The sequence below is a fragment of the Streptomyces sp. GB4-14 genome (assembly GCF_022696125.1).
Taxonomy (GTDB): Bacteria; Actinomycetota; Actinomycetes; order Streptomycetales; family Streptomycetaceae; genus Streptomyces; species Streptomyces werraensis.
On sequence record NZ_RZHO01000002.1, the window covers coordinates 3,496,204 to 3,517,961 of the forward strand.

Genomic DNA, 21,758 nt, shown 5'->3' on the forward strand with positions numbered 1-21,758 from the left:
CCCCATGACCTCCCGTGCCGACATCGACGTACGCCCCATCGACGAATCCGAGTTCGCCGACTGGAGCCGGGCCATGAACATCGGGTTCCTGCGCGAGCCGACCCTCGGCGAGGAACTGCTCGAGGCGCGCCGGGCCCAGTTCGTGCCCGGCCGCACGGTGGGCGCCATCGACGACGGGCGGTGCGTCGCCACCTTCCGTTCCTTCGCGCAGGAGCTCACCGTGGCCGGCGGGGCGGCCGTCCCGGCCGACGCGGTCACCAACGTCACCGTCTCCCCGACCCACCGCCGGCGCGGCCTGCTGACGCGGATGATGGCCCAGGACCTGGCGGCGGCGAAGGAGCGGGGGGACGTCGTCGCCACGCTGATCGCCGCCGAGTACCCGATCTACGGGCGGTACGGCTTCGGCCCGGCCACCTGGACCACCGAGTGGACCATCGACGTGCCGCGCGCCGGGCTCGACCCGCGCTGGGCGGGCCCGGAGGACGGCGGCCGGATCGACCTGGTGGACGCCGAGGACGTCCGCAAGCTCGGCCCCGAACTGCACGAGCGGCTGCGCCGGTCCCAGCCGGGCGCGGTGAGCCGCGACGAGCTGTGGTGGCAGCTCGCCACCGGCGCCGTGCGCTTCCACGCGACGTTCCACGAGCCGTTCCACGTGGTCCACCGTTCGGCCGCCGGTGAGGTCCAGGGCATGGCCGCGTACACCACGGACGACACCTGGGGCGACGCCAAGCAGCCGTTGAACACCGCCAAGGTGAAGTGGCTGATCGGGGTGACCCCGGCCGCCGAGCGCGCGCTGTGGCGCTACCTGTGCTCGATCGACTGGGTGGTCCGGGTCAAGAGCGGCTACCGGGCCCCCGACGACCTGCTTCCGCACGTCCTCCCCGACCCGCGCGCCGCCGCCGTCACCACGCAGGCGGACTGGCTGTGGGTGCGCATCCTGGACGTCGTACGGGCCCTGGAGGCGCGGACGTACGAGGCCGCGGGTGCGCTGGTGCTGGAGGTGGCCGACGCGGGCGGCCTGGCCGGCGGGCGGTACCGGCTGGAGGCGTCGGCGGACGGCGCCGGCACCTGCGCGCCGACGACGGACAACCCTGATCTCTCCCTGGACGTCGCGGATCTGGCGACGCTGTGGCTCGGGGACGAGTCCGCGGTGCGGCTCGCGGCGCTGGGCCGGGTCCGGGAAGAACGAGCGGGCGCCGCCCGTCAGGCCGACGCCCTGCTGCGTACGTCCAGGCGACCGTGGTGCCCGGACATCTTCTGAGCGCGGAGCTTCCGCGCCCTTCGGTACCGTCTCCTCCTTCCGCCGGTGACGGGCGGGCGTGCTCGTGCATCCGTAGCGAGCTGTTCAGTTGTGGTTGTGGTGGTGCCCGTCGGCGGGCTCCCGGCTCCCCTCCGGAAGGGAGCCCGGCCGGCGGTCCGTGCGGAGTGCCGTCAGCCGGACTGGGCGAACAGCATCACGAGGATGACCGCGCCGATGCCGCTGATCACGGTGTTGCGCGCCTTGATGCCCACCGTGAGGGCGACGAAGGCGATGATCCCCATCGGGCCGTACTTCCACTGGACGAGCTGCTCGAACCCGATGGCCAGTGCGGCGACGACGATGGCGATGAGCGGCATGGCGGTCCCCCTTTGTCCGGCGGCCTCCCCACCACCCTCCTGGTGAGCCAACCCCTGTGTGGGTCTACCAGGTTGGGCGAGTTGGTGACCAACTTGTTCTTAGTTATCTCCACTTGGAAGAGTCCTATAACCACCCTTCGCTGAACTGCCGTAAGATGGCGGGAAGTTGTAGTGTTTGGCCGTGGAGCCGGAACATGCCGCCGTCAATGGACGGAAGAAGCCACAGCGGCCACAGCGGACGCATCGTGAGGTGGCCGACGAGCTGCGCGCCCGGATCCGGTCCGGAGTGCTGCGGCCGGGCCAGCGCATGCCCACCCAGGCGCAGCTGGCCGCCGAGTTCGGCGTCGAGCGGCAGGCCGTGCGGGGTGCGTTGCGCATCCTGCAGTCGGAACATCTGCTGACGAACGTCTCCAAAGGGGCGCCCGCGACGGTCGCGGACCGGGCCGACCGGGCCCCGGCGGGCCCCGCGGCCCCGCCGCAGCCCACCACGGTGGCGCTCGCACCCCGGATAGCCTCCGCCTTCGAGGCGGAGCACGTGGAGATCGACGCCGTCTGCCTCACCGCCGTCTCCCTCACCCTCGCCATCGGGGAGCCGCTGCGGCAGATCTACGCGGGGCGGCTGAAACCGGCCAAGGTCGACGTCCGCGTGCTGCTGCCCAGCCGGAGCATCGATCTGGCCTTCCCCGTGCCGGTCGGCGGGCGGCAGGGCGACGACGACCCGGTGCACGAGCGCTGGCTGGCCCAGCGCAACGCCCAGGGGCAGGTGCTCCGCCACAACCTGCTCGCCCTGCGCGCGACGCACGGGATCGACGTGCGCGTGTCCTTCCGGGCGCTGCCCTTCACCCCGCCGGTGAAGCTGTATCTGCTCAACAACACCGAGGCGCTGTTCGCCTACTACACGGTGACCCGCAGCGAGGCGCAGATCGGTGAGGAGAGCCTGCCGACGTACGACGCCCAGGGCGTACGGTCGATGCTGTTCGCCTTCGAGCAGGGCGACGGCCTGCGCGACACGGCCTTCGTGGAACAGTCCCACCTGTGGTTCAACGCACTGTGGGAGACGATCAGTTCGGAGCTGGAGCTCACGGACTGACGTCTCCCACAGGGAACGGCCAGGGGCCGGCCACGGTCCCGTGGCGGCCCGGGCGGGCCGGTCACAGGGCGGGGCGGGCCACGAGCAGCGCGAGCAGCACCGCTCCGGCAGAGCTGACGCCCGGCCGCTTCGCGTGGATGCCCACGGTGACCAGCAGCAGACCGAGGAGGCCGGCCGCGCCGTACCTCCACTGGACGAGCTGCTCGACGGTGACGACGACGACGGCGGAGATCAGGGCGATGACGGGCATGGTGTACCCCCTTCGGGCGGAGACGGTGGAACGGGGTGACGGTGCGGGCGGCCCCGAGGCGGTGGGGGCTGATGAGCGGAACGCTAACTTCCGCCAACTCCGCCAAGTTGGCAACCAACTCCATTTGAGTTGTCCCCACTTGGCTCCTACTCATAAACAACTTTCAAACAACTGCCCTTAGATGGATCAAAGTTGTAGCGTTTGGTCGTGGCCCAGGAGAACGTGTCAGTGAACGGCAGCAGCAGGCTCTCGGCCCAGGAGATCGCCGACATCCTGCGGGAACGCATCCGCGGGGGTGAACTGAAGGCGGGCGACCGGCTGCCCACGCAGGCCGAGCTGGCCGAGGAGTTCGGCGTGGAGCGCGGCACCGTCCGCCAGGCCCTGCGCGCCCTTCAGGACGACGGGCTCCTCAGCAACGTGAGCAAGGGCAGCCCGCCCCGGATCGCCGCGCCCGCCCCGGCGCGTGAGGAGCCCCAGCCGACGATGGTGGGGCTGGCGCCCCGGCTGACGGAGGCGTTCTCCACGCCCCGCGTGCGGATCGACGCCGTGTGCCTCACCGCGGAGAGCTTCATGCTGGCGGTCGGCGAGCCGGTCCGGCACATCCACGAGGGCCGCATCCGCCCCGAGGCGATCGACGTCCGCATCATGCTGCCGTCCCGGCGGATCAACCTCGCCTTCCCCGTGCCGGTCGACGGCCGCGACGCGGGCGACGAGGACGCGGTGCACGATCGGTGGCTGGCCCAGCGCAACTCCCAGGCGCGCGTGCTCCAGCACAACCTCCAGGCCCTGCGCGCGACGCACGGCATCGACGTGCGCGTGTCCTTCCGGGCGCTGCCCTTCACCCCGCCGGTGAAGCTGTACCTGCTCAACGGCGAGGAGGCGCTGATCGGCTACTACATGCTGACCCGGCGCGAGGAGGAGTGGGAGAGCCGGACCCTGGAGATGTACGACGCCCTCGGCTCCGCCTCGCTCCTCTTCTCCTTCGCCAAGCGGGCCGGCCGGCGGGACCAGGCGTTCGTGGAGGAATCCCAGAAGTGGTTCGACGCCCTCTGGGAAACCATCACGACGGACCTGACACTCTCCTAGTGACTTCTGAGACGCAGCAGACTGAATCGGTGACAACCGAGACCGAGACGGAACCGAACGACCTGCGGAACCTGATCGAAGGCGCCCGAGTCGTGCTGTGGGACTTCGACGGCCCCGTCTGCCGGCTGTTCGCGGGCCATTCCGCCGAGCGGGTGGCCCGGGACCTGGTGGAGTGGCTGGAGGGCCGGGGACTGCACGGGCTGCTGGACGAGTCCGCGCGCGAGTCCCTCGATCCGCACGTCGTCCTGCGCGCGGTGGACCGACGGCACCCCGGCAGCGACCTCGTCGCGGAGCTCGAGGAACGTCTCACGCAGGAGGAACTGAAGGCCGCGGCCTCCGCCCGGCCGACGCCGTACGCCGACCCCCTGGTCCGCACCTGGACGGCGGTGGGCGCCCGCCTGGCCGTCACCACGAACAACTCACCGCGGGTGGTGAAGGAGTACCTGACGTCCCGGGAGGTGCTGCCGTGCTTCGCCCCGCACATCTACGGCCGCACCCAGGAACTCCGCCACCTGAAGCCGCATCCGCACTGCATCAACCGCGCCCTGAACGCGATGGGCGCCGCCCCGCCGACGGCCCTGATGATCGGGGACACCCCGTCCGACTTCCAGGCGGCGCGGGCGGCGGGGGTGCCGTTCCTCGGGTACGCGCGGAACGAGCGGAAGCACAAGCTGTTGCGGGAGGCGGGCGCGGAGATGATCGTCGGCTCGCTGGAGCCGGTGCTGAAGGCGGTGTGGGAGGCCGGTCAGGCCTGAATCATCAGCGCGGTGAGCAACACGGCCGCCCCGAGGGCGAGTCCCTCCCGGCGGGTGCGTATGCCCACGCCGACGAGAAGGAGCAGGAGCAGGCCGATCACACCCAGCCGCGTCTCGGTCAGCAGGCTCATCAGCAGCTTGCCGAGCGCTGTGATCAACTGAAGGCGGTACATGAGCCGACCATCTCCCCTCCACTTCCGGCACCGTCCGGATGCGCCCCAAATCTCGGTCCAATTGGCCTGGTTGGCCTGAGAGTTGTCTGCCCGGACCGGCTGATCCCTTAACCGACCCTCCGCCCGGAGAGGAAAAGGGTGGACGGTTGGTTTGCCGGTGGACCGAAAGCGGTACGTTCCGGTCGTGGCCGGGAGGGGTGGCGAGTCAAGCGGCGGTGGCGGGCGGGAGGCCCAGCGGGTCGCCGACGAGCTGCGCGCGCGGATCGGGCATGTCTACCCCCTGGGCTCCTTCCTGCCGGCGCAGCGCGCCCTCGCCATGGAGCTGGGCGTGTCCCGGGACACGCTGCAGCGGGCGCTGCGTGAGCTGGCCAACGAGGGCTGGATCGAGTCCCGGCGGGGCAGCGGCTCGCGGGTGGTCAAGGTCCAGCGCATACAGTCGTCGACGGCCAAGGCGACCCGCGTGCGCGGCCAGGTGACGCTGGCCCCCTTCATCAGCGAGGCTTTCGAGCGGCCGGAGGTCACGCTCGACGTCTACACCCTGACGTCGGAGTCCCTCGACGCCCACATCCGGCTCCAGTCGGAGCGCATCCGCGGTGGCTTTATCTCGCCCCAGCGCATCACGCTCCGTATGCTCCTTCCGGACCCGTCACTTCCGCTGCCGTATCCGCGGGTGAAAGGGGATGTGGACGACTCCCGGATGCGGGAGCGACTGCTGCGCATCACCGAGACGCACACCGCCTCGCTGGTCGGTGCGTTGCGGGACCTGCGGACCGAAAGGCTGGTCCCGTCCGTCGACGTACAGGTCCGGCACGCCCCCCTGACGCCGACTTTCAAGCTCTACCTGCTCAATGAGGTCGAGGCGCTGCATGGCATGTACGAGATCATCGAGCGGCAGCTGGAGCTGACGGACGGTGAGGTGGTGACCGCGCTGGACGTGCTGGGGCTGGGCGCGACCCTCACCCACCATGTGAAGAATCCGGCCGATGCCGGCGCCCCCGGGACCGTGTTCGTGGACAGCATGCAGCAGTGGTTCGACTCCGTGTGGAATCACCTCACCCAGTAACCGCGGTGCTGTACGATTCCGGCCACCGATTGAGTAAAAGCTGCTCCCTCGTTCGTACCAGAGAGCACATCAGCGACTGGGACGGGCCTCCGTGACTCGGGCACTTGGGTGACACCCGGCTGCCCGTCGCCCTACGCCGTGCGGTTGACTTCCGCATGCGGAGACGGAGGTCGCATGCCTACCGTCATATGTGTTTCCCTCGTACGTCACGGAGCGGCCAGTGGGCGCACCACCCATTCCCCGACCGGCCCTCGGGGTGCCCACTGCGCAGGACGACCGGTTCCGGGGTCTCGTGGAACGCGCCACGCTGTGCGGTACGGCCGCCAGCGGTCATCACAACCAGAACTACGTGCTGGCACTGAACGATCCTGAGGCGCGGTTGGTCGGCCGTGAGCCGGGGACATCGGTGACCGTGCGCATCCGCAGGGTCGAGGCCCTGCCGGTGGTGATCAGAACCTGGGACAACGAGGAAGAAATCCTCGGGGCGGTCAAGGACGTACTACCGCACGTGCCGCAGTGCCTCGCCAAGGGACCGGACTTCGCCGTCCACAGCTATGTGGAAGGCGTTCCGCTGTCCAGCATCTGCGCCAACGGCAAGCCCCTGGACACCTTGCTCGTGCGGGCACTGACCGGACTGCTGGCTCAGATGACCCGGGTGAGACGCAGCTCTCTGCCGCCCCTGCCGCCTCATTGGCCGAGCAACGACACCGACAGCCAGGCATTCCTGCGTACCCTCGCCCACCTCGCGGACGAGCAGATCCGCCGGCCCAATTGGACGGCGTTCGGTGGGCTGTTTGCGGCGCTCGGCATCCCTGAGGACGCCCTGGTCCGGCTAGCCGAGCGCACCCCCGTCATGGCGCGGCGGCCGTACAGCCTGCTCCACGCCGACCTGCACCGCGACAATGTGATCGTCTCCTACGGCGAATCGCTTCCTCTGATCTGTGTCGACTGGGAGCTGGCGACCTACGGCGACCCGCTCCACGACCTGGCCACCCACCTGGTGCGCATGCGCTACCCGGAGCACCAGTGGCCGGAGGTGATCGGCGCCTGGGAAGAGGCCATGCGCCGAATCCGCCCCGCGGCGGTCAACGGGCTGGCCAAGGACCTCCAGCACTACCTCGACTTCGAGCGCGCGCAGTCCGTGTTTCCGGACGTGATGCGGGCGGCGCAGTCCCTCGAGCACGCGTACTCGCAGAAGAACCTGGACGAGGCGACGGCGGAGGTGGACCGGGCGTTGCGCGCGGCCGCGCGGCCGCTGTGCCTGCGGAGTGTTCCCGGCCCGAAGGAGATCGAGCGCGCCCTGTTCCGCTGGCTCGCGTCGCGCGGGGTGCGTGGCGCCCAGGTCGTCGAGTGGTCGCCGGACCGGCGCCTGGCACCGCCGGACGACTTCGGTGACAGGGAGGTCCTCGAAGCCCTGTCGGTGGAGGGCGCGGCTCCGGCCAGTCGCGTCTTCAAGGGCACGGCCCACCTCAACACCGTGGTCCGGGTCCCCGGGGTCTGCCATCCGGTCGTCGTACGGCGCAGGCTGCCCGACGTCACCCGGCGGGAGCCGCACTTCCTCAGCGAGCACGCCGTGCTGCGCAGCATCGAGGAGGCTCAGGTCGCCGTGAACGCGCCCAAGGCCCTGGCACTGGGCGAGACGCACCCGAACGACCGCTTCGCGATCCATACCTACATGGGCCCGGAGGACGTCGACCGCCCTCCGAACCATCCCGTGCACGGTCTTCTGCCCCACGAGGCGGACGCGTTGGTGGACCAGTTGTGCGCCCTGACCCGGGTGGACTACAAGCGGATCGACCCGACGGCCGGCGAGTGGGGCTTTCACCGCTGGCTCACGGCCCAGCTGGTGCGCCTCGTCGCAGAGCTGCCCAGAAAGACCCAGCAGCTCGCCCGGCAGCTGGGACTTCCGGACGCCGGACGGCTCGACCAGATCCTGTCCCGGCAGGAAGTCAGCCACCGGGAGCCCTCCCTTCTCCACGGTGACCTCAACCCCTGGAACCTGGTGCGACGAGATGGCGGCCTGAGCATCATCGACTGGGAGATGGCGCTCATCGGCGACCCCCTGTACGACCTGGTCCGGCACATGCACCTGACCCCGACCCGCCCGGAGATCCGGGACCGCATGTTCCGCCGCTGGGAGCGGAACCTCCCGTCCGCGTACACGCGCGACTGGCAGAAGGACTGGCAGGTGTACCGGCGCCTGGAGGTCGTCCGCTCGGCCTACATCGACCTCGACCGCATCGTCACCGGAGCGAGCCTCGACGCCCCCAACGTCCGCCGCGCGGTCGCCTCGTACGCGGTGACCCTGGCCGTCGCCAACGGAGCACTCGGCCTGCCGGTGCGGGCCACAGCCAATCCCTATCTGGCCCGGACGTTGGTCTAGCGGGATCCTGTCAAAGGTCTGCACATGCCTGGTGGGGAGCCCGGCAAGTCCACGTGCGGAGGGGGTTCCGGATGCCGGAGCGGGCCGGCCGGCGGAGGCGTGACTTCGAGCAGCCTGTGACGGTCCCTGCCCGCGTCGGCGCGCTGTCCGACATCGCGGACCAGATCAACCGGACCACACGTCTCGAAGTGCGCGCAGCCGCGTGACCCAGCCCGCCGGCCGGAGCGCCGCTCACGCCCCCTCGTCCTCCACCGGCGGCTCCAGCGCCCTCAGCCACCGCTCCGTCTGCGCCACATGCGCCTCCGCCGCGCCCGCCGCCGCACCCGGATCACGGTCGGCGATGGCCGTCGCGAGGACGCGGTGGTCGGCGTCGCTCTTGCGGCGCAGGTCGGGGCCCTCGGGGAGGGTGAAGACCTGGTACTTGCGGGAGCGGGCGCGGAACACCGCCAGGAGGGAGGCGAGGGTGGGGTTGCCGGCCGCGCGGGCGATCTCCGCGTGGAAGCGGTGGTCCAGGTCGGACGCCTCCGTCGGGTCCTGAGTGGCCTCCATCGCCTCGATGAGGGAGAACAGCGTCTCGATCGTCTCCGGGGTGGCCCGCGCCGCCGCCTGCGCCGCCACGTGCGCCTCCAGGACGCGGCGGATCTCGTAGACCTCCAGCAGGCCCGGCAGGGGCAGGAGTTGCAGGGTCAGGGAGAGGCTGCCGATCAGGTCCTCGGGGCGGAGCTGCGAGACGTACGTGCCCGAGCCGTGGCGCGGTTCGATCACGCCCAGCGCCGCCAGCATCCGTACCGCCTCGCGCAACGAGCCGCGGGAGACGCCGAGTTCCTCGCAGAGGTCCGCCTCCGGCGGAATCCGCTCCCCGGCGCCGAGCCGCCCCGTGGCGATCATGTGGCGCAGGCCGTGGAACGCCTTGTCGACTGCCGACATCCGTTGCCTCCCCTGACGGTCCGCGTCCGCCGCGCCCCCGCCCGAGTGAACTGTAGCGGGACGAGAGATCAGATGTCTTTCGCGGCACATTCCAGAGTCATCTGATTTCTAGTGGCTCACAGGTCTTGTCATGGCCGAAAACACCATGCCAACATCCCGAGTCATCATACGTCTCGGCCTTCGGGTCTCCCGATGGTCCGATGTCCCTCGCGGATGGGAGTCATGTGAGCGAGACCGACGTCAGCACCGCGCCCCGCCCCCTGCTGCTGGCCGACGGGCGGCCCGCGGCGGACGCGTGGTCGCTGGACCCCGCCCTGCGCCACCTCAACCACGGCTCCTTCGGCGCCGTCCCGCTGGTCGCCCAGGAGCGGCAGAACGCGCTGCGGGCGGAGATGGAGCGGGCGCCGGTCGTGTGGTTCCCCGAGCTGCCGGGACGGATCGCGGCGGCCCGGACCGGCCTCGCCGCGTTCCTCGGCGTGGACGCGGGCGACCTGGCCCTGGTGCCCAACGCCAGCGCCGGCGTCAGCGTCGTCCACGCCGGCCTGGAGAAGAGGGCCGGCGGCGAGATCGTCGTCACCGACCACGGCTACGGTGCCGTCACCATGGGCGCCGAACGCCTCGCCCGCCGCTGGGGCGGCCGGGTGCGCACCGCGCGGGTGCCGCTGGACGCGGACGAGGAGCAGGCGTACGAGGCGGTCATGGCGGAGGTAGGCGACGCCACCGGTCTGCTGGTCGTCGACCAGATCACCTCGGCGACCGCCCGCCGGTTCCCGGTGGAGCGGATCGGCGCGGAGGCGGCACGGCGCGGTGTGCCGTTCCTCGTCGACGGTGCCCACGCGCCCGCGCTGCTTCCCGCCCCTCTCTCCGGCCTGACCTGCGACTTCTGGGCGGGCAACCTCCACAAGTGGGCCTGCGCCCCGCGCGGCACCGCCGCCCTGGTCGCCCGCGGACCGCTCCGCGACGGCCTCCACCCCCTGATCGACTCCTGGGGCGCGCCCGACCCGTACCCGGACCGCTTCGACCAGCAGGGCACGCTCGACGCCACCAACTACCTCGCCGCGCAGAGCGCGCTGGACTTCGTCGACCGCACCTGGGGCTGGGACGCGGCCCGCCGCTACATGGACGAGCTGGCCGGGTACGGCGAGCGGGTCGTGGCCGCCGCCGTCACCGCGCTGACCGGCGAGGACGCCCGTGTGGACGTCGGGATGCCGGTGCCGGGCATGCGGCTGGTGCGGCTGCCGGACGGTCTGGCCGACCGCCGGGAGGCCGCGGACGCCCTGCGCGACCGGGCCGCCGCGGAGCTGGGCGTCGAGGCCGCGTTCACCGCCTTCGGCGGCATCGGCTACGTACGGCTGTCCGCGCACCTCTACAACACCGCCGAGGACTACGAGTACTTCGCCGAGCGGTGCGTGCCCGTGCTCGGCGAGTGGGCCCGCGCCGCCCGCCCCTGATCCCCCCCGTCCTCGGCACCCCCCCCCGTCCTCTGCACCTCCCCCCGCCCGTCTCCCCGTTCACCCAAGGAAGAGGTCAGCACGATGAGAAGAAGGACGGCAGCCCTCGCGCTCGGCACCGCCGCCGCGATGGTCCTGACCGGCTGCTCCACCATGAGCCCCGGTGAGAGCGGAACGGTCACCCTCAACATGGTGGAGAGCCTGACCAACCCCGCCCGCACCGACCTGCTCGAGGAACTGATAGCCGACTTCGAGAAGGAGAACCCGAAGGTCAAGGTCAAGCTGGTCTCGCCGCCCACCGAGCAGGCCGACCAGAAGCTTCAGCAGATGCTCCAGTCGGGCAGCGGCGTCGACGTCCTGGAGGTCCGCGACATCACCGTCGGCCCCTGGTCGAACAACGGCTGGCTGTACGACATGAAGAAGGACCTGGCCGGCTGGAAGGGCTGGGACGCGCTCACCGACAACGCTGTCGCCGCCTCCCAGGACGCCAAGGGCCGCACCTACTTCGTGCCCTACGGCTTCTACGGGCTGAGCCTCTTCCACCGCACCGACCTGATCAAGGAGGCCGGCTTCGACAAGCCCCCGGCCACCTGGGAGGAGCTGCTGGAGCAGGCCTCGAAGATCCACGACCCGTCGTCGCGCCGCTACGGCTACGCCTTCCGCGGCGGCGCCAACGCCCACAGCAACGCCACGGCCGCCATCGAGGCGTACGTCGCCGACACGATCGACCCGGCCAACGGCTACCTGCTGAAGGACGGGAGGACCATCTTCTCGGCGCCCGAGGCGCTGGACGCGATGGAGATGTACCTGAAGCTGTTCGAGCAGGCGTCGCCGAAGTCGTCCGTGGCCTGGGGCTACCCCGAGATGGTGGAGGGCTTCTCCAACGGCTCGACCGCGTTCCTGCTCCAGGACCCCGAGGTCATCGCCACCGTCTCCGAGTCGAAGTCGATCGACGCGAACCAGTGGAGCACCGCGCCGCTGGTGGCCGGGCCGAGCGGGAAGACCGTGCAGCCGCTGGCGACCGCCGGATGGGGTGTCGCGGAGGGCAGCAAGCACAAGGCCGAGGCCGTGAAGCTCGTGGAGTTCCTCTCCGAGGGTGAGGCTTCGACGCGGTTCACCAAGGGGAACAGCCTGGTGCCGATCCTGAAGGCGGCGGCCGAGGACGAGTTCTACCGCACCGGCCCGTGGGCCAGCTACGTCACCATGACGGAGAACCCGGACAAGTACTTGGTCGTCACCCAGCCGCGCGGGGTCGCGTGGTGGACGGAGTGGCAGCAGCGCGCCGACACGGACGTGCAGAAGATGATCCTCGGCAAGCTGACGCCGAAGGAGCTGCTGGCGGGCTGGGACGCCTACTGGACCGAGAAGTGGAAGAAGTGACCATGTCCGGTACGTCCACGCCCACGCCCGGCGTGACCGGGGCGCCCTCCGTACGCAAGGAGGGCGCCCCGCCCCGCGCCGGAGGCGGCCGCCGGCGGGAGTTCACCACCCGGCGGGGCCTGGTGATCGCCGCGTTCATGGCGCCGGCGGCGGTCTTCGTGGCGCTCTTCACGTACTACCCGATGATCGCCGGCAGCCAGATGGCGTTCCGGAACTGGAACCTGACCGACCTCACGGACACCTCGTGGGTGGGGATCAGGAACTTCCGGGAGGTCTTCACCGACCCCGCGTGGGGCACGGTGCTGGGCAACACCGCGCTGTGGGTGGTCGGTTCGATCGTGCCGCAGCTGGTGATCGGGTTCGCGCTGGCGCTGTGGCTGCGCCGCAGGTTCCGTCTCCGCGGGCTCTACCAGGCCCTGATCTTCTTCCCGTGGGCGATCTCCGGGTTCCTCATCGGCATCCTCTTCCGCTGGATGTTCAACAGCGAGTTCGGCGTCGTCAACGACCTGCTGCAGAAGGCCGGCCTGATCGACGAACCGGTCGCGTGGCTGGCCGACCCCGACACCGCGATGATCGCCGTGCTGGTCGCCAACGTCTGGTACGGGGTCACCTTCTTCGCGATCATGATCCTGGCCGCACTCCAGTCGATCCCGGACGAGCTGTACGAGGCGGCGGCGCTGGACGGCGCGGGCAAGGCGCGGACGCTGTTCCGGATCACCATCCCGTACATCCGCGTGACGCTGGTGCTCACGGTGCTGCTGCGGGTCATCTGGATCTTCAACTTCCCCGACCTGATCTTCGGCATGACCGGGGGCGGGCCGAACGACGAGACGCACATCGTGACCACCTGGATGATCAAGATCACGCAGCAGGGCGACTACGGCAAGGCCTCCGCGCTCGGCCTGCTGGTGGTGGCGGTGCTGCTGGTGTTCGCGACGTTCTTCCTGACGGCGACACGGGAGCGGGGCGGCGGCCGGGGCGCCCGCAAGGGCGGAAAGCGAGGGGTGCGGGCGTGATCGGCAAGGAAACCACGGCCGGCCGGGCCGCGAAGTTCACCTTCCTGGGGCTCTGGCTCGTCTTCTCCCTCTTCCCGCTGTACTGGATCACCGTCACCTCCCTGAAGGACCCCGGTGACGTCTTCTCCTTCCCGATCTCCTACTGGCCCGAGCGGTTCTCCCTGGAGAACTACCGAGGCCTCTTCGGCAAGGCGGACTTCGGCACGTACCTGGTCAACAGCCTGGTCGTGTCGACCGTCGCGGGCGCGGTGGCCACCGCCATCTCCACGCTCTCGGCGTACGTCCTCGCCCGGTTCGAGTTCCGCAGCAAGTCCGCGCTGCTGATGGCGTTCCTGGTCACGCAGATGATTCCGTCGTTCATCGCGCTGGGCCCGCTGTACCTGCTGATGACCGACCTCCGGCTGGTCGACAACCGGCTCGGGCTGATGCTCGTCTACATCGCCGTGTGCATCCCCTTCTGCACGGTGATGCTGCGCGGCTTCTTCGAGAACGTCCCGGACGCGCTGGAGGAGGCCGCGATGATCGACGGCCTGTCCCGGCTCGGGGCGCTGATCAAGGTGCTGCTGCCGGTGATGCGGCCGGGGATCGTCGCCGCGTTCATCTTCAACTTCGTCAACTGCTGGAACGAGCTGTTCCTTTCGGTGACGCTGATGAACAGCGACGAGAACAGGACCGTGCCGACCGCCCTCAACGGCTTCATCTCCAGCTTCAACATCGACTGGGGTTCGATGTCCGCGGCGGCGGTGCTGACGATCCTGCCGACGATGGTGCTGTTCGCCTTCGCCAGCCGGCACATCGTGCAGGGGCTGACGGCGGGGGCGGTGAAGGGCTGATCAGGGGGTGGCGCGGGTGCCGGGGCCGTCGGCGGTCCGCTGTCCGGCGGCTTCCCGGGCCGCCCGCTCCAGTCGGTCGCGGTAGGCCGTCCACCAGGCCGGGTCGGCCGAGGGGAGGCTGTCGGCACCGGGCCGCTCGCCCGTCGCGCCGTCCAGCTGCTCACGCAGGATGTCGGCGTGGCCCGCGTGCCTGCTGGTGTCGGCGATGACCCGGACGACGGCGTGGTGCAGGGTCAGCCCGGCGCGGTCCTTCGGCCACCACGGCACCGTGCCGGTCGTGTCCAGCGGCAGCGCCTCGACCGTCGCGTCCGCATGCGCCCAGGCCCGCCGGTACAGCCCCACGATGTCGTCACGCGTCTCGCCGGGCGCCGCCCACATGTCCGCGTTGACCTCGGCGCCCTCCGCGAGCCACGGCAGCGGTTCCCCGGACGGACGCCCGAACGTGTCGCCGAGATAACCGAGTTCGACCCCGGCGGCGTGCTTCACCAGCCCGAGCAGATTGGTCCCGGTCGGCGTCAGCGGCCGCCGCACGTCGTACTCGGACAGCCCTTCCAGCTTCCACAACAGCGCGTCGCGCGCCTCCTGGAGGTAGCGGTGCAGATCGGCCTTGGCGGGATCGGAGTACGGCATGGGGACCAGTGTGTCGGCAAGCGGCGTCCCCGTCCGCCGAATTCGTTCGCCACGGGGCGCCGCGTACGGCACCCTCGGGGCGTGATCACGGACCACACGCGGAAGATCCGCGAGCGTTACCTCTCCGCCCCCGTCATGGCGGCACCGGCGCCGTGGCGGAAGGTGCTCGACCGGCCGGTCGGCGGCCTGTTCGGCATCGGCTTCGCCGTCCACCCCGACACCGGTCAGGACCTGGTGATGACCGTGTCGTCCGCCGGCCACGGCCTCTTCGACGCGGCGACCGGCGAGATCGTCGCGCGGGACCGGGACCCCGTCGTCGACACGCCGGACGGGCACCCCGACCTCGCATGCCCAGGGCTCGGTCCGGTCGCGGGTGCGTCCGTGCGCATCGCCGGCCTCTTCGGCGGCGGTCTGCACCGCACCACCCCCGACGGCTGGACCCTGGACGTCGTCGCTCCCGACTGGCCCGACCACCGCGTGATCCTCTCCGCGGCCGGGGGAGGAGACCACGGCGAGCCGGGCGGCACCTGGTGGCATGTCCACCACGCGTCCTGGTCGGAGTTCCGGACCGCCGGATTCTCCCCGTCCGGCCGGACCCTCGCGGTCGCCACCAGCAGCGACCTCGTCCTGTGGACGCGGGTGTCCGTGCCCGCGCTCAGCTGAGGACCGCCTCCAGGCGGCTGCGGCACTCCGCCGCGAACGCCGGGAACGTGTCCCAGTAGTACGGGATGCCGGCGACGGCGACCGCGATGGCCCAGGCACGGGCGCGCAGCCACGTCGGGGTGTCGAGGGCCAGGGTTTCCCAGTAGGCGTGGCGGGCCTCCGGCGGGAGGTCCCAGACGGGGGCGTGTTCGGCGTCGGGGAAGCCGATCGAGAGCGCGCCGAAGTCGATCACGGCGTGGAGCTTGCCGTCGCGTGCCAGGAGGTTGGCCGGTCTGAGGTCGCCGTGGAGCCACACGTGCGGTCCTTCGGGGCCGGGCAGCGCGAGCGCTTCCCGCCACAGCCGTTCCAGCGTGTCGACGTCGAGGTCCAGCCCTTCGACGGCCCGGCATGCGTCGAAGCCCGGCCCGACCCACTCGTCGCACGCCGCCAGGGTGCCTCCGCGGTACCAGGACAGCCCGTCCTCCCGCGTGGCCCCCATCAGGTCGACGCGGTGCAACTCCCGTACGAACTCCGCCAGGTCGGCGCCGAAGGCGGCCCAGTCGCGGACGGTGTCCGGGCCGGCGTCCTCGCCGTCGATCCAGCGGTGGACGGCCCAAACGACGGGATAGGCGTCGGTGGGCGTCCCGGCGTGCACGGGTTCCGGCACCTCGCGGGGGAGGAGGGGCGCGAGCCGGGGCAGCCACTGCTGCTCCTTGCGCAGGGACGGGCCGCCGTCCGGCTTGCGCGGCAGGCGGACCAGCAGATCGTCGCCCAGCCGGTACATGGTGTTGTCCGTGCCCGCGCCCGCGGGCCGCAGCGGCAGGTCCGCCCACTGCGGGCACTGCGCCCGCAGCAGCGACCGTACGAGGCCCTCGTCCACGGCGATCTCGTTCTCGTGCAGCGACGTCACCCGGGAAGTCTGGTCCGCGGCCGCCACGGAGGCCACCGGATTTCCGCCCGCCTCACGCCGGGCCGCCGTACGTGAAGCGGTATCCGGCGCAGTCGGTGAGGTGCACGTAACCGAGGCGCCGGTAGAGGGCGTTGCTGGTCGGGTTGGCCGGATCCGCGAACAGGGCGACGTCCGTGGCGCCGGCCTTCCGCGCGGCCCGGCTCACCGCGGCCGTGACCGCGCCCGCGTAGCCGTGGCCGCGGAAGCGGGACGGGGTGTAGACGGGGTCGACGCGGACCATGCCGCCGGTCACCGAGGTGACGGCCGTCATGGAGACGGGGGTGCCGTCCGGGGTCCGCCAGAAGGTGAAGTGCCGGTCGCCGAAACGGGACCGGTCCCACGCGCCCGCGTCGATCAGGTCGATGGACGGCTGCTCGCCGACCTCGACGCAGAACTCCCGGCACCAGCGCACCACGAGCTCGCGGTCCGCCGCCCCCGCGACCTGGGCGCGGCCCTCCGGGTGCGGCCGGGGCGGGGTGAGGGTGCCGAGGCGGTAGAGGTGCGTGTGCCAGAACAGCTTCGGCGTCGCGCCGGTGTGCCCCTGCCAGGCCGAGGCGAAGACCTCGGCCGTGTCCTGGTCGGCGACGACCTGGGCGGGGGTGTGGCCGAGGGCGGACAGGCGGGCGGCGAGGGCGCCTGCGTCGTCGGCGGTCAGCGGGGTGAGGCCGAGACGGCCGCGCGGGGTGAGGTAGCAGACCGCGCGGACCTCCCCCGCCGTCTCCAGCCGGCCCAGGAGGCGGTCGCCCGCGCCTGTGAGGCGCAGCTTCTCGACGTCCGTCAGCGGGGTGGTGTGCAGGGCCGGGCATGAGCGCAGGAAGGCGCCGGCCCGGGCGAGGAAGTCCTCGACGTCGGTGGTGAGATGCCAGTGGTCCGGGAGCATGCCTCATCGTGCCGGACGCGGGACCGGGCGGGCGGGGGTTCGCGCCGATCCCGCCGACGGGTGGCCGGAACGCCTACGCCTGTGCCAGCACGTCCGCGACCACGCAGCTCACGTTGTCCGGACCGCCCGACGCGTTGGCCAGGTCCACGAGTTCACGGACGGCCGCCCCGGGCTCGGGTGTGTCCGCGAGCACGCGGTGGATGTCCCCTGCGGGCACGACCGTGGACAGCCCGTCCGAGCAGAGGAGGTAGCGGTCGCCGGCGCGGGCGTCGTGCAGCCGCAGATCGGGCGTGGAGTCGGCGCCCCGGCCCAGAGCGCGCATCAGCAGGGACCGCTGCGGGTGCGAGACGGCCTCCTCGGGGGTGAGGCGCCCCTCGTCGATCAGCGACTGCACCACCGTGTGGTCGTGGGTGATCTGGAACAGCTCGCCGTCGCGCAGGAGATGGACGCGGGAGTCCCCGATGTGGACGAGGGCGAGCTGTGAGCCCGTCCACAGCATCGCGGTGAGCGTGGTGCCGGCGTCGGCGCCGTCGTCACCGGGTGAGGCGACGCCGTGCACGGCCTGTTCGGCCCGCCCGAGGGCGTCCTCCAGGGCGCCCAGCAGGTCGCCCGCCGGGACGGTCTCCGACTCGAGGCTTCGCAGGGCGTCGACGGCGGCCGCGCCGGCGAGGGCGCCCCCGCTGCCGTAGCCGTCGGCGACGGCGAGCAGGCGGGAGCCCGCGTAGGCGGTGTCCTGGTTGCTCGCGCGGACCCGGCCGGTGTCGGACAGGGCGGCGTAGCGGAGCGCGAGAGGAGCGGTGGTGCGGGACATTGCGGGGTCCTTCCCGGTCAGATGGTCGACGAGGAAGGCCGCCAGGTCCCGCCGCGCGGCCGTGTCGGCCTCGACCCGCGCCCAGTACGCGCGGATCTCGCCGGCCGCCTCGCCCGGGTCCATGGCGCACACCTGCCGGATGCGGGCGAGCGGCATGCCCAGGCGCCGGAGCCAGGCGACCAGCCGTGCCTGCTCCAGCTGCTCGGGTGCGTAACGGCGGTAGCCGGTGTCCGGGTCCACGCGGGCGGGAGTCAGCAGACCGAGCTCGTCGTACAGCCGCAGCGCCTTGGGCGACAGCCGTGACGCCTTCGCGAACGCGCCGATGGTCAGCAGCTCCATGCGTGTCCCTCCTCGTACCGGGCCCGTCGCCCGGCACCGTCGATGCTGGGCGCTGCCCCAGGGTGAAGGTCAACAGCGGATGGTCCGGCACCCGGATGCATCCGGTGCGGATGCCGTCCGGCTCGCCGTCGACGTGAGGAGAGGGGACCACAGGGCCGGCCTCGCGCACACCCTGTGGGCGGCCGGTTCGGACATGGGGTGACCCGTCTCAGTAGAAGTGGGCCATCCCGGTGCGCTGACCTGGGTGGTTTCGGCTCGGCCTCGAACACTGCACGGGTCCCTGTCTCACCGGCGACGAGCCGGGCCACCGCGGTCAGGAATTGCTCGGGGCATCGCTGATGTAGGACGCGGTGAGCTCGGCTCTCGTCTGGTGATCTTCAGGAGTGCAGTCGGCCCACCCGCACCCGGCCAGCGTCCAGGTGATGCGTATGCCGGATGTCACGGCTGCTTCCCGGTGAGGAAGTTCCGGACGTCGGCCGCCAGGCAAGTCATCTGCTCGCCGGCTTCCAGCCAGGTGGTCGCCGAGGCGCTCCAGCCGCCAGCGGCCTGTGGCCACGGCCGCAAGACCCAGGTCAGCCCGACGTAGCCGCCGGATCGGAAGACTGCCGACACCGTCAAGTCTTGGTCGTTGGTCTGCCAGCGTCGTTCGCCGTCCCATCCCTGGTAGTCGGCGGCGAGGTATTCCAGGAACGTGGTGAGATCGCTGGCCCAGATCCAGGCGACGACCTCGTTGACACGAGCGGTCAGGCCTGGGGCCCGTAACTCGACGGCATAGTGCACGGAGTCCGCGTCGAAGCTGAACCGGTCGCGGAACGTCACGCCCACGGAGGGGTTGTTCTGGCATCGGATGGTCACCCAGGGCTTGTCATCGGTGCCGCGGTCAGAAGATGCCATGCACGGGACGGTAGGTCAGCGCCGCCTTCGCCGTCATTCGGATTCGTCGTCGGCGGCGTGCAGCAGGGCTTCGGCGATCGCGCGGACGCGATCCATGGTGATGCCGTCGCGCTGTTCGACAGCGAGGGGGTGGTCGGTGGGTTCGAGCTCGACGAAGGGACGCTCGTCGACCGGGCGGGTGTGGACGTTGGTCTTCAGGTTGATGGTGCTGGGCGAGTAGACGGGCAGGTCGGTGGTGAGCCAGCCGAAGTAAGGTTTCTCGGATTCGCGCCCTGGCGTGTCCCAGACGTCCGCCGCGCGGGAGAAGTTCTCGCGGCTGAGGGAGACCCAGACACCCCAGGAGAACACGTTGTCGGTGCCGATGACTGGTATCTCGACGAGGCCCTTGACGAAGTAGTGCTGCGCCTTGATGACGCACTGATCCGACGACAGCAGGCAGTCGGGGGCGTCGGCGAAACTCGGGTCCCAGACGTAGGGGGCCGGTGTCGAGTAACCCATCGGCAGTTCTGCATGTCGCTCTCCGCAGCACGAGCAGGTGAATCCGAGATCGTTGGCCATGGGCAGGAGCCTAGTGATCGGCTTCGACAACAGTGAGTGTCGGCTCAGCGGCTAGTTGCGCGGGTGAGCTGGGGCGTGTTCATCATGGCGGTCCCCACCCCGGTGTCGCGGACTTGAGTTCCGTGAGGACCACGCCCGCGCTGTGGTCCGGAGCGCTCGCTCTTGTGGCAGTCGGCGGTTGAACTCGGCCTTGAACTGCTCGAACATCGCTTTGTCGTCGGCGAGAGGAGCCTGCGCCAGTGCGGGGAAGCGTAGAGCGGGATCGGGCGGACCAGTCCGTTGACAGGGGACAGCCGACGGAGTCGTTCTGCCCGGTCACTGCCCTGGCCGCCGTACCGCCAGGACAGCCGGAACGGCTGCGATACCACCGCCACCACATCCGGTTCGGCATCAAGCCTCATCAGGACGGGAACGCACGCACCTGTCCGGCCGCCTCGAAGCAGACAGGCCACATCACTTCAAGCGGCCCGCCGAGCGACTCGCCTCGCGCAGCGACGTACTCCGGCCACAAGTCCTTCGCCTCCACCAGGCACCCCCATCCGGCGCTGACCAGGGCTGAGCAGGTGGGACGACCGTAGGTAGCGCCGGACGAAGCGGTGGGCCAGAACGAGCGAGACAGATCAGCAGATGGCCGAGGTTGAAAGCGACAAGCGATCAAACGGTTCAGACAGACCGGGACTGGGTCACCTTCAGCGAGACGCGTCATGGGGCGAGCCTGGTCGGCGGAGGGCACCCCGAACGCTAGCGCACTCTTGCAAGCGGGGTGCTTGCAATTGTTAGCGGGGTGCGTCATGGTGGGGGTATGGCATCCCTGAACGTCGGCGGACTCGGTGAGTACCTGCGCGAGCAGCGGCGCAACGCGCAGTTGTCGCTGCGGCAGCTCGCCGATGCCGCCGGGGTGTCCAATCCGTACCTGAGCCAGATCGAGCGCGGGCTGCGCAAGCCCAGCGCGGAGGTGCTCCAGCAGGTCGCCAAGGCGCTGCGCATCTCCGCCGAGACGCTGTACGTCCGCGCCGGGATCCTCGACGCCGAGCGCGACCGGGACGAGGTCGAGACGCGCGCCGTGATCCTCGCCGACCCCACGCTGAACGAGCGCCAGAAGCAGGTGCTCCTCCAGATCTACGAGTCCTTCCGCAAGGAGAACGGATTCGGGGGCACCGAGGACGGTGAGGTGGATCCCGTCGGGCCCGGGCCGGGTACGGAGGGCTCCACCAGCAAGGGCGGCAGACCCGCCGAGCGCCCCGGCCACGAGGCCGGCGGCGACGACAACGGTCCGCGGCGGACGGCCGGCTGAGCCGGCCAGGGCTCCGGACGCCCGCCACGGACCACACAGACCCTCAGCCGAACACGACATCCGGGAGGACCATCACCATGGCCATCACCGACGACCTGCGCAAGACCTTCAGCGACCCCAAGCCGCTCTACTTCGCCGCCGGCACCGCCGATCTGGCGCTGCAGCAGGCCAAGAAGGTGCCGGCTCTGGTGGAGCAGCTGCGCACCGAGGCCCCGGCCCGCATCGACGCCGTGCGCAACACCGACCCCAAGGCCGTCCAGGAGCGGGTGACCGTCCGGGTCCGGGAGACGCAGGAGACCCTGCAGGCCAAGGCCAACGAGCTGTTCGGGACGATCGACACCGACCTGAAGAAGCTCGGCGAGACCGCCCAGGACCTGGCGCTGCGCAGCGTGGGCGTCGCCGCCGAGTACGCGGTCAAGGCCCGCGAGACCTACGAGAAGCTCGCCGAGCACGGTGAGCAGGCCGTGAAGACCTGGCGCGGCGAGGCCGCCGAAAGCATCGAGGACATCGCGGTGGCCGTCGAGCCGCCGGCCGAGCCGAAGCCGTCGGCCGGCCCGGCCGAGGCCAGGACGGCCGAGACGCCTGCCGAGGCGAAGCAGGCGCAGGTGAAGCCGGCGGACGCCAAGCCTGCCGAGGCCGCCGCGCAGAAGCCCATCCCCCCGAAGAAGGCGCCGGCGGCCCGCAAGGCCACGGCGAAGAAGACGACGCCGCCCGCGAAGTGAGCGGCGTCGCACCCC

23 protein-coding genes are annotated in these 21,758 nt (G+C 70.9%); 13 read left to right on the forward strand and 10 right to left on the reverse strand.

The annotated features are described in order from the left end of the window. Positions 1–4 precede the first annotated feature (4 nt). A complete protein-coding gene (locus ELQ39_RS17350; protein ID WP_242592617.1) occupies positions 5–1,261 on the forward strand; it encodes a GNAT family N-acetyltransferase in 1,257 nt (418 codons plus the stop codon). Between the two features lie 170 nt (positions 1,262–1,431). Here the strand turns inward: ELQ39_RS17350 and ELQ39_RS17355 are convergent, their stop codons facing one another. Then, positions 1,432–1,617 carry a hypothetical protein gene (locus ELQ39_RS17355; RefSeq protein WP_190003046.1) on the reverse strand — a complete coding sequence of 62 codons (186 nt, stop codon included), beginning with the start codon at positions 1,615–1,617 and terminating at the stop codon, positions 1,432–1,434. A gap of 175 nt (positions 1,618–1,792) precedes the next feature. Here ELQ39_RS17355 and ELQ39_RS17360 point away from each other — a divergent pair, with 175 nt between their 5' ends. Continuing rightward, positions 1,793–2,707, forward strand: a complete 915-nt coding sequence (locus ELQ39_RS17360; RefSeq protein WP_190003045.1) for a GntR family transcriptional regulator — start codon at positions 1,793–1,795, stop codon at positions 2,705–2,707. A gap of 61 nt (positions 2,708–2,768) precedes the next feature. Here ELQ39_RS17360 and ELQ39_RS17365 read toward each other — a convergent pair whose 3' ends face one another. Next, the gene (locus ELQ39_RS17365) at positions 2,769–2,957 is read right to left on the reverse strand and encodes a hypothetical protein (RefSeq protein WP_190003044.1); all 189 of its coding nucleotides are present in this window, start codon (positions 2,955–2,957) and stop codon (positions 2,769–2,771) included. 201 nt (positions 2,958–3,158) lie between these two features. On the opposite strand from ELQ39_RS17365, the gene ELQ39_RS17370 reads away from it, so the two are divergent. Then, positions 3,159–4,043: a GntR family transcriptional regulator gene (locus ELQ39_RS17370; protein WP_242592619.1), complete on the forward strand. Its 885-nt coding sequence runs from the start codon at positions 3,159–3,161 to the stop codon at positions 4,041–4,043. A 29-nt stretch (positions 4,044–4,072) separates the two neighbouring features. After that, a complete protein-coding gene (locus tag ELQ39_RS17375; RefSeq protein WP_242592621.1) occupies positions 4,073–4,798 on the forward strand; it encodes an HAD family hydrolase in 726 nt (241 codons plus the stop codon). Here the strand turns inward: ELQ39_RS17375 and ELQ39_RS17380 are convergent. Next, positions 4,789–4,971 carry a hypothetical protein gene (locus ELQ39_RS17380; RefSeq protein WP_242592623.1) on the reverse strand — a complete coding sequence of 61 codons (183 nt, stop codon included), beginning with the start codon at positions 4,969–4,971 and terminating at the stop codon, positions 4,789–4,791. The two genes, ELQ39_RS17375 and ELQ39_RS17380, sit on opposite strands and share 10 nt — an antisense overlap. A 184-nt stretch (positions 4,972–5,155) precedes the next feature. On the opposite strand from ELQ39_RS17380, the gene ELQ39_RS17385 reads away from it, so the two are divergent. Together ELQ39_RS17385 and ELQ39_RS17390 are read left to right on the forward strand one after the other, a co-directional pair. After that, positions 5,156–6,034 (forward strand): winged helix-turn-helix domain-containing protein, encoded by an 879-nt coding sequence (locus tag ELQ39_RS17385; RefSeq protein ID WP_242592625.1) that lies wholly within the window; start codon positions 5,156–5,158, stop codon positions 6,032–6,034. Between the two features lie 256 nt (positions 6,035–6,290). Beyond that, positions 6,291–8,417, forward strand: coding sequence for an aminoglycoside phosphotransferase family protein (locus ELQ39_RS17390; RefSeq protein ID WP_242592627.1), 2,127 nt, complete (start codon positions 6,291–6,293; stop codon positions 8,415–8,417). A gap of 231 nt (positions 8,418–8,648) precedes the next feature. Here ELQ39_RS17390 and ELQ39_RS17395 read toward each other — a convergent pair whose 3' ends face one another. Next, positions 8,649–9,344: a FadR/GntR family transcriptional regulator gene (locus ELQ39_RS17395; protein ID WP_225642917.1), complete on the reverse strand. Its 696-nt coding sequence runs from the start codon at positions 9,342–9,344 to the stop codon at positions 8,649–8,651. A gap of 224 nt (positions 9,345–9,568) precedes the next feature. Between ELQ39_RS17395 and ELQ39_RS17400 the strand changes: the two genes are divergently transcribed. The 4 genes from ELQ39_RS17400 to ELQ39_RS17415 all read left to right on the forward strand — a co-directional run bounded on the left by ELQ39_RS17400 (position 9,569) and on the right by ELQ39_RS17415 (position 14,024). Next, entirely contained in the window at positions 9,569–10,795 is a 1,227-nt protein-coding gene (locus ELQ39_RS17400; protein WP_190003039.1) for an aminotransferase class V-fold PLP-dependent enzyme, read from the forward strand. Between the two features lie 84 nt (positions 10,796–10,879). Continuing rightward, the gene (locus ELQ39_RS17405) at positions 10,880–12,175 is read left to right on the forward strand and encodes an ABC transporter substrate-binding protein (RefSeq protein ID WP_242592630.1); all 1,296 of its coding nucleotides are present in this window, start codon (positions 10,880–10,882) and stop codon (positions 12,173–12,175) included. Positions 12,176–12,177: 2 nt separating this feature from the next. Continuing rightward, the gene (locus tag ELQ39_RS17410) at positions 12,178–13,191 is read left to right on the forward strand and encodes a carbohydrate ABC transporter permease (RefSeq protein ID WP_242592633.1); all 1,014 of its coding nucleotides are present in this window, start codon (positions 12,178–12,180) and stop codon (positions 13,189–13,191) included. After that, the gene (locus ELQ39_RS17415; RefSeq protein WP_242592635.1) at positions 13,188–14,024 is read left to right on the forward strand and encodes a carbohydrate ABC transporter permease; all 837 of its coding nucleotides are present in this window, start codon (positions 13,188–13,190) and stop codon (positions 14,022–14,024) included. The genes ELQ39_RS17410 and ELQ39_RS17415 overlap by 4 nt, the downstream gene beginning before the upstream one ends. Here the strand turns inward: ELQ39_RS17415 and ELQ39_RS17420 are convergent, their stop codons facing one another. After that, positions 14,025–14,654 (reverse strand): DinB family protein, encoded by a 630-nt coding sequence (locus tag ELQ39_RS17420; protein WP_242592636.1) that lies wholly within the window; start codon positions 14,652–14,654, stop codon positions 14,025–14,027. It abuts the gene before it with no gap. 135 nt (positions 14,655–14,789) lie between these two features. Here ELQ39_RS17420 and ELQ39_RS17425 point away from each other — a divergent pair, with 135 nt between their 5' ends. After that, positions 14,790–15,317, forward strand: a complete 528-nt coding sequence (locus ELQ39_RS17425; RefSeq protein ID WP_277995142.1) for a hypothetical protein — start codon at positions 14,790–14,792, stop codon at positions 15,315–15,317. Here ELQ39_RS17425 and ELQ39_RS17430 read toward each other — a convergent pair. From ELQ39_RS17430 to ELQ39_RS17450, 5 genes are all read right to left on the reverse strand, one after another. Then, entirely contained in the window at positions 15,310–16,206 is an 897-nt protein-coding gene (locus ELQ39_RS17430; protein WP_242592641.1) for an aminoglycoside phosphotransferase family protein, read from the reverse strand. The two genes, ELQ39_RS17425 and ELQ39_RS17430, sit on opposite strands and share 8 nt — an antisense overlap. Positions 16,207–16,258: 52 nt before the next feature. After that, positions 16,259–17,125 carry a GNAT family N-acetyltransferase gene (locus ELQ39_RS17435; protein WP_242592643.1) on the reverse strand — a complete coding sequence of 289 codons (867 nt, stop codon included), beginning with the start codon at positions 17,123–17,125 and terminating at the stop codon, positions 16,259–16,261. Between the two features lie 73 nt (positions 17,126–17,198). Beyond that, positions 17,199–18,275 (reverse strand): MerR family transcriptional regulator, encoded by a 1,077-nt coding sequence (locus tag ELQ39_RS17440; RefSeq protein WP_242592644.1) that lies wholly within the window; start codon positions 18,273–18,275, stop codon positions 17,199–17,201. Between the two features lie 438 nt (positions 18,276–18,713). After that, positions 18,714–19,169: a DUF6228 family protein gene (locus tag ELQ39_RS17445; protein WP_242592645.1), complete on the reverse strand. Its 456-nt coding sequence runs from the start codon at positions 19,167–19,169 to the stop codon at positions 18,714–18,716. Positions 19,170–19,202: 33 nt separating this feature from the next. Beyond that, entirely contained in the window at positions 19,203–19,667 is a 465-nt protein-coding gene (locus ELQ39_RS17450) for a DUF2199 domain-containing protein (RefSeq protein ID WP_242595623.1), read from the reverse strand. Between the two features lie 862 nt (positions 19,668–20,529). On the opposite strand from ELQ39_RS17450, the gene ELQ39_RS17455 reads away from it, so the two are divergent. Both ELQ39_RS17455 and ELQ39_RS17460 read left to right on the forward strand, forming a co-directional pair. Beyond that, positions 20,530–21,021, forward strand: coding sequence for a helix-turn-helix domain-containing protein (locus ELQ39_RS17455; protein WP_225642901.1), 492 nt, complete (start codon positions 20,530–20,532; stop codon positions 21,019–21,021). Positions 21,022–21,098: 77 nt separating this feature from the next. After that, positions 21,099–21,743 carry a hypothetical protein gene (locus tag ELQ39_RS17460; protein ID WP_242592646.1) on the forward strand — a complete coding sequence of 215 codons (645 nt, stop codon included), beginning with the start codon at positions 21,099–21,101 and terminating at the stop codon, positions 21,741–21,743. Positions 21,744–21,758: the final 15 nt, after the last annotated feature.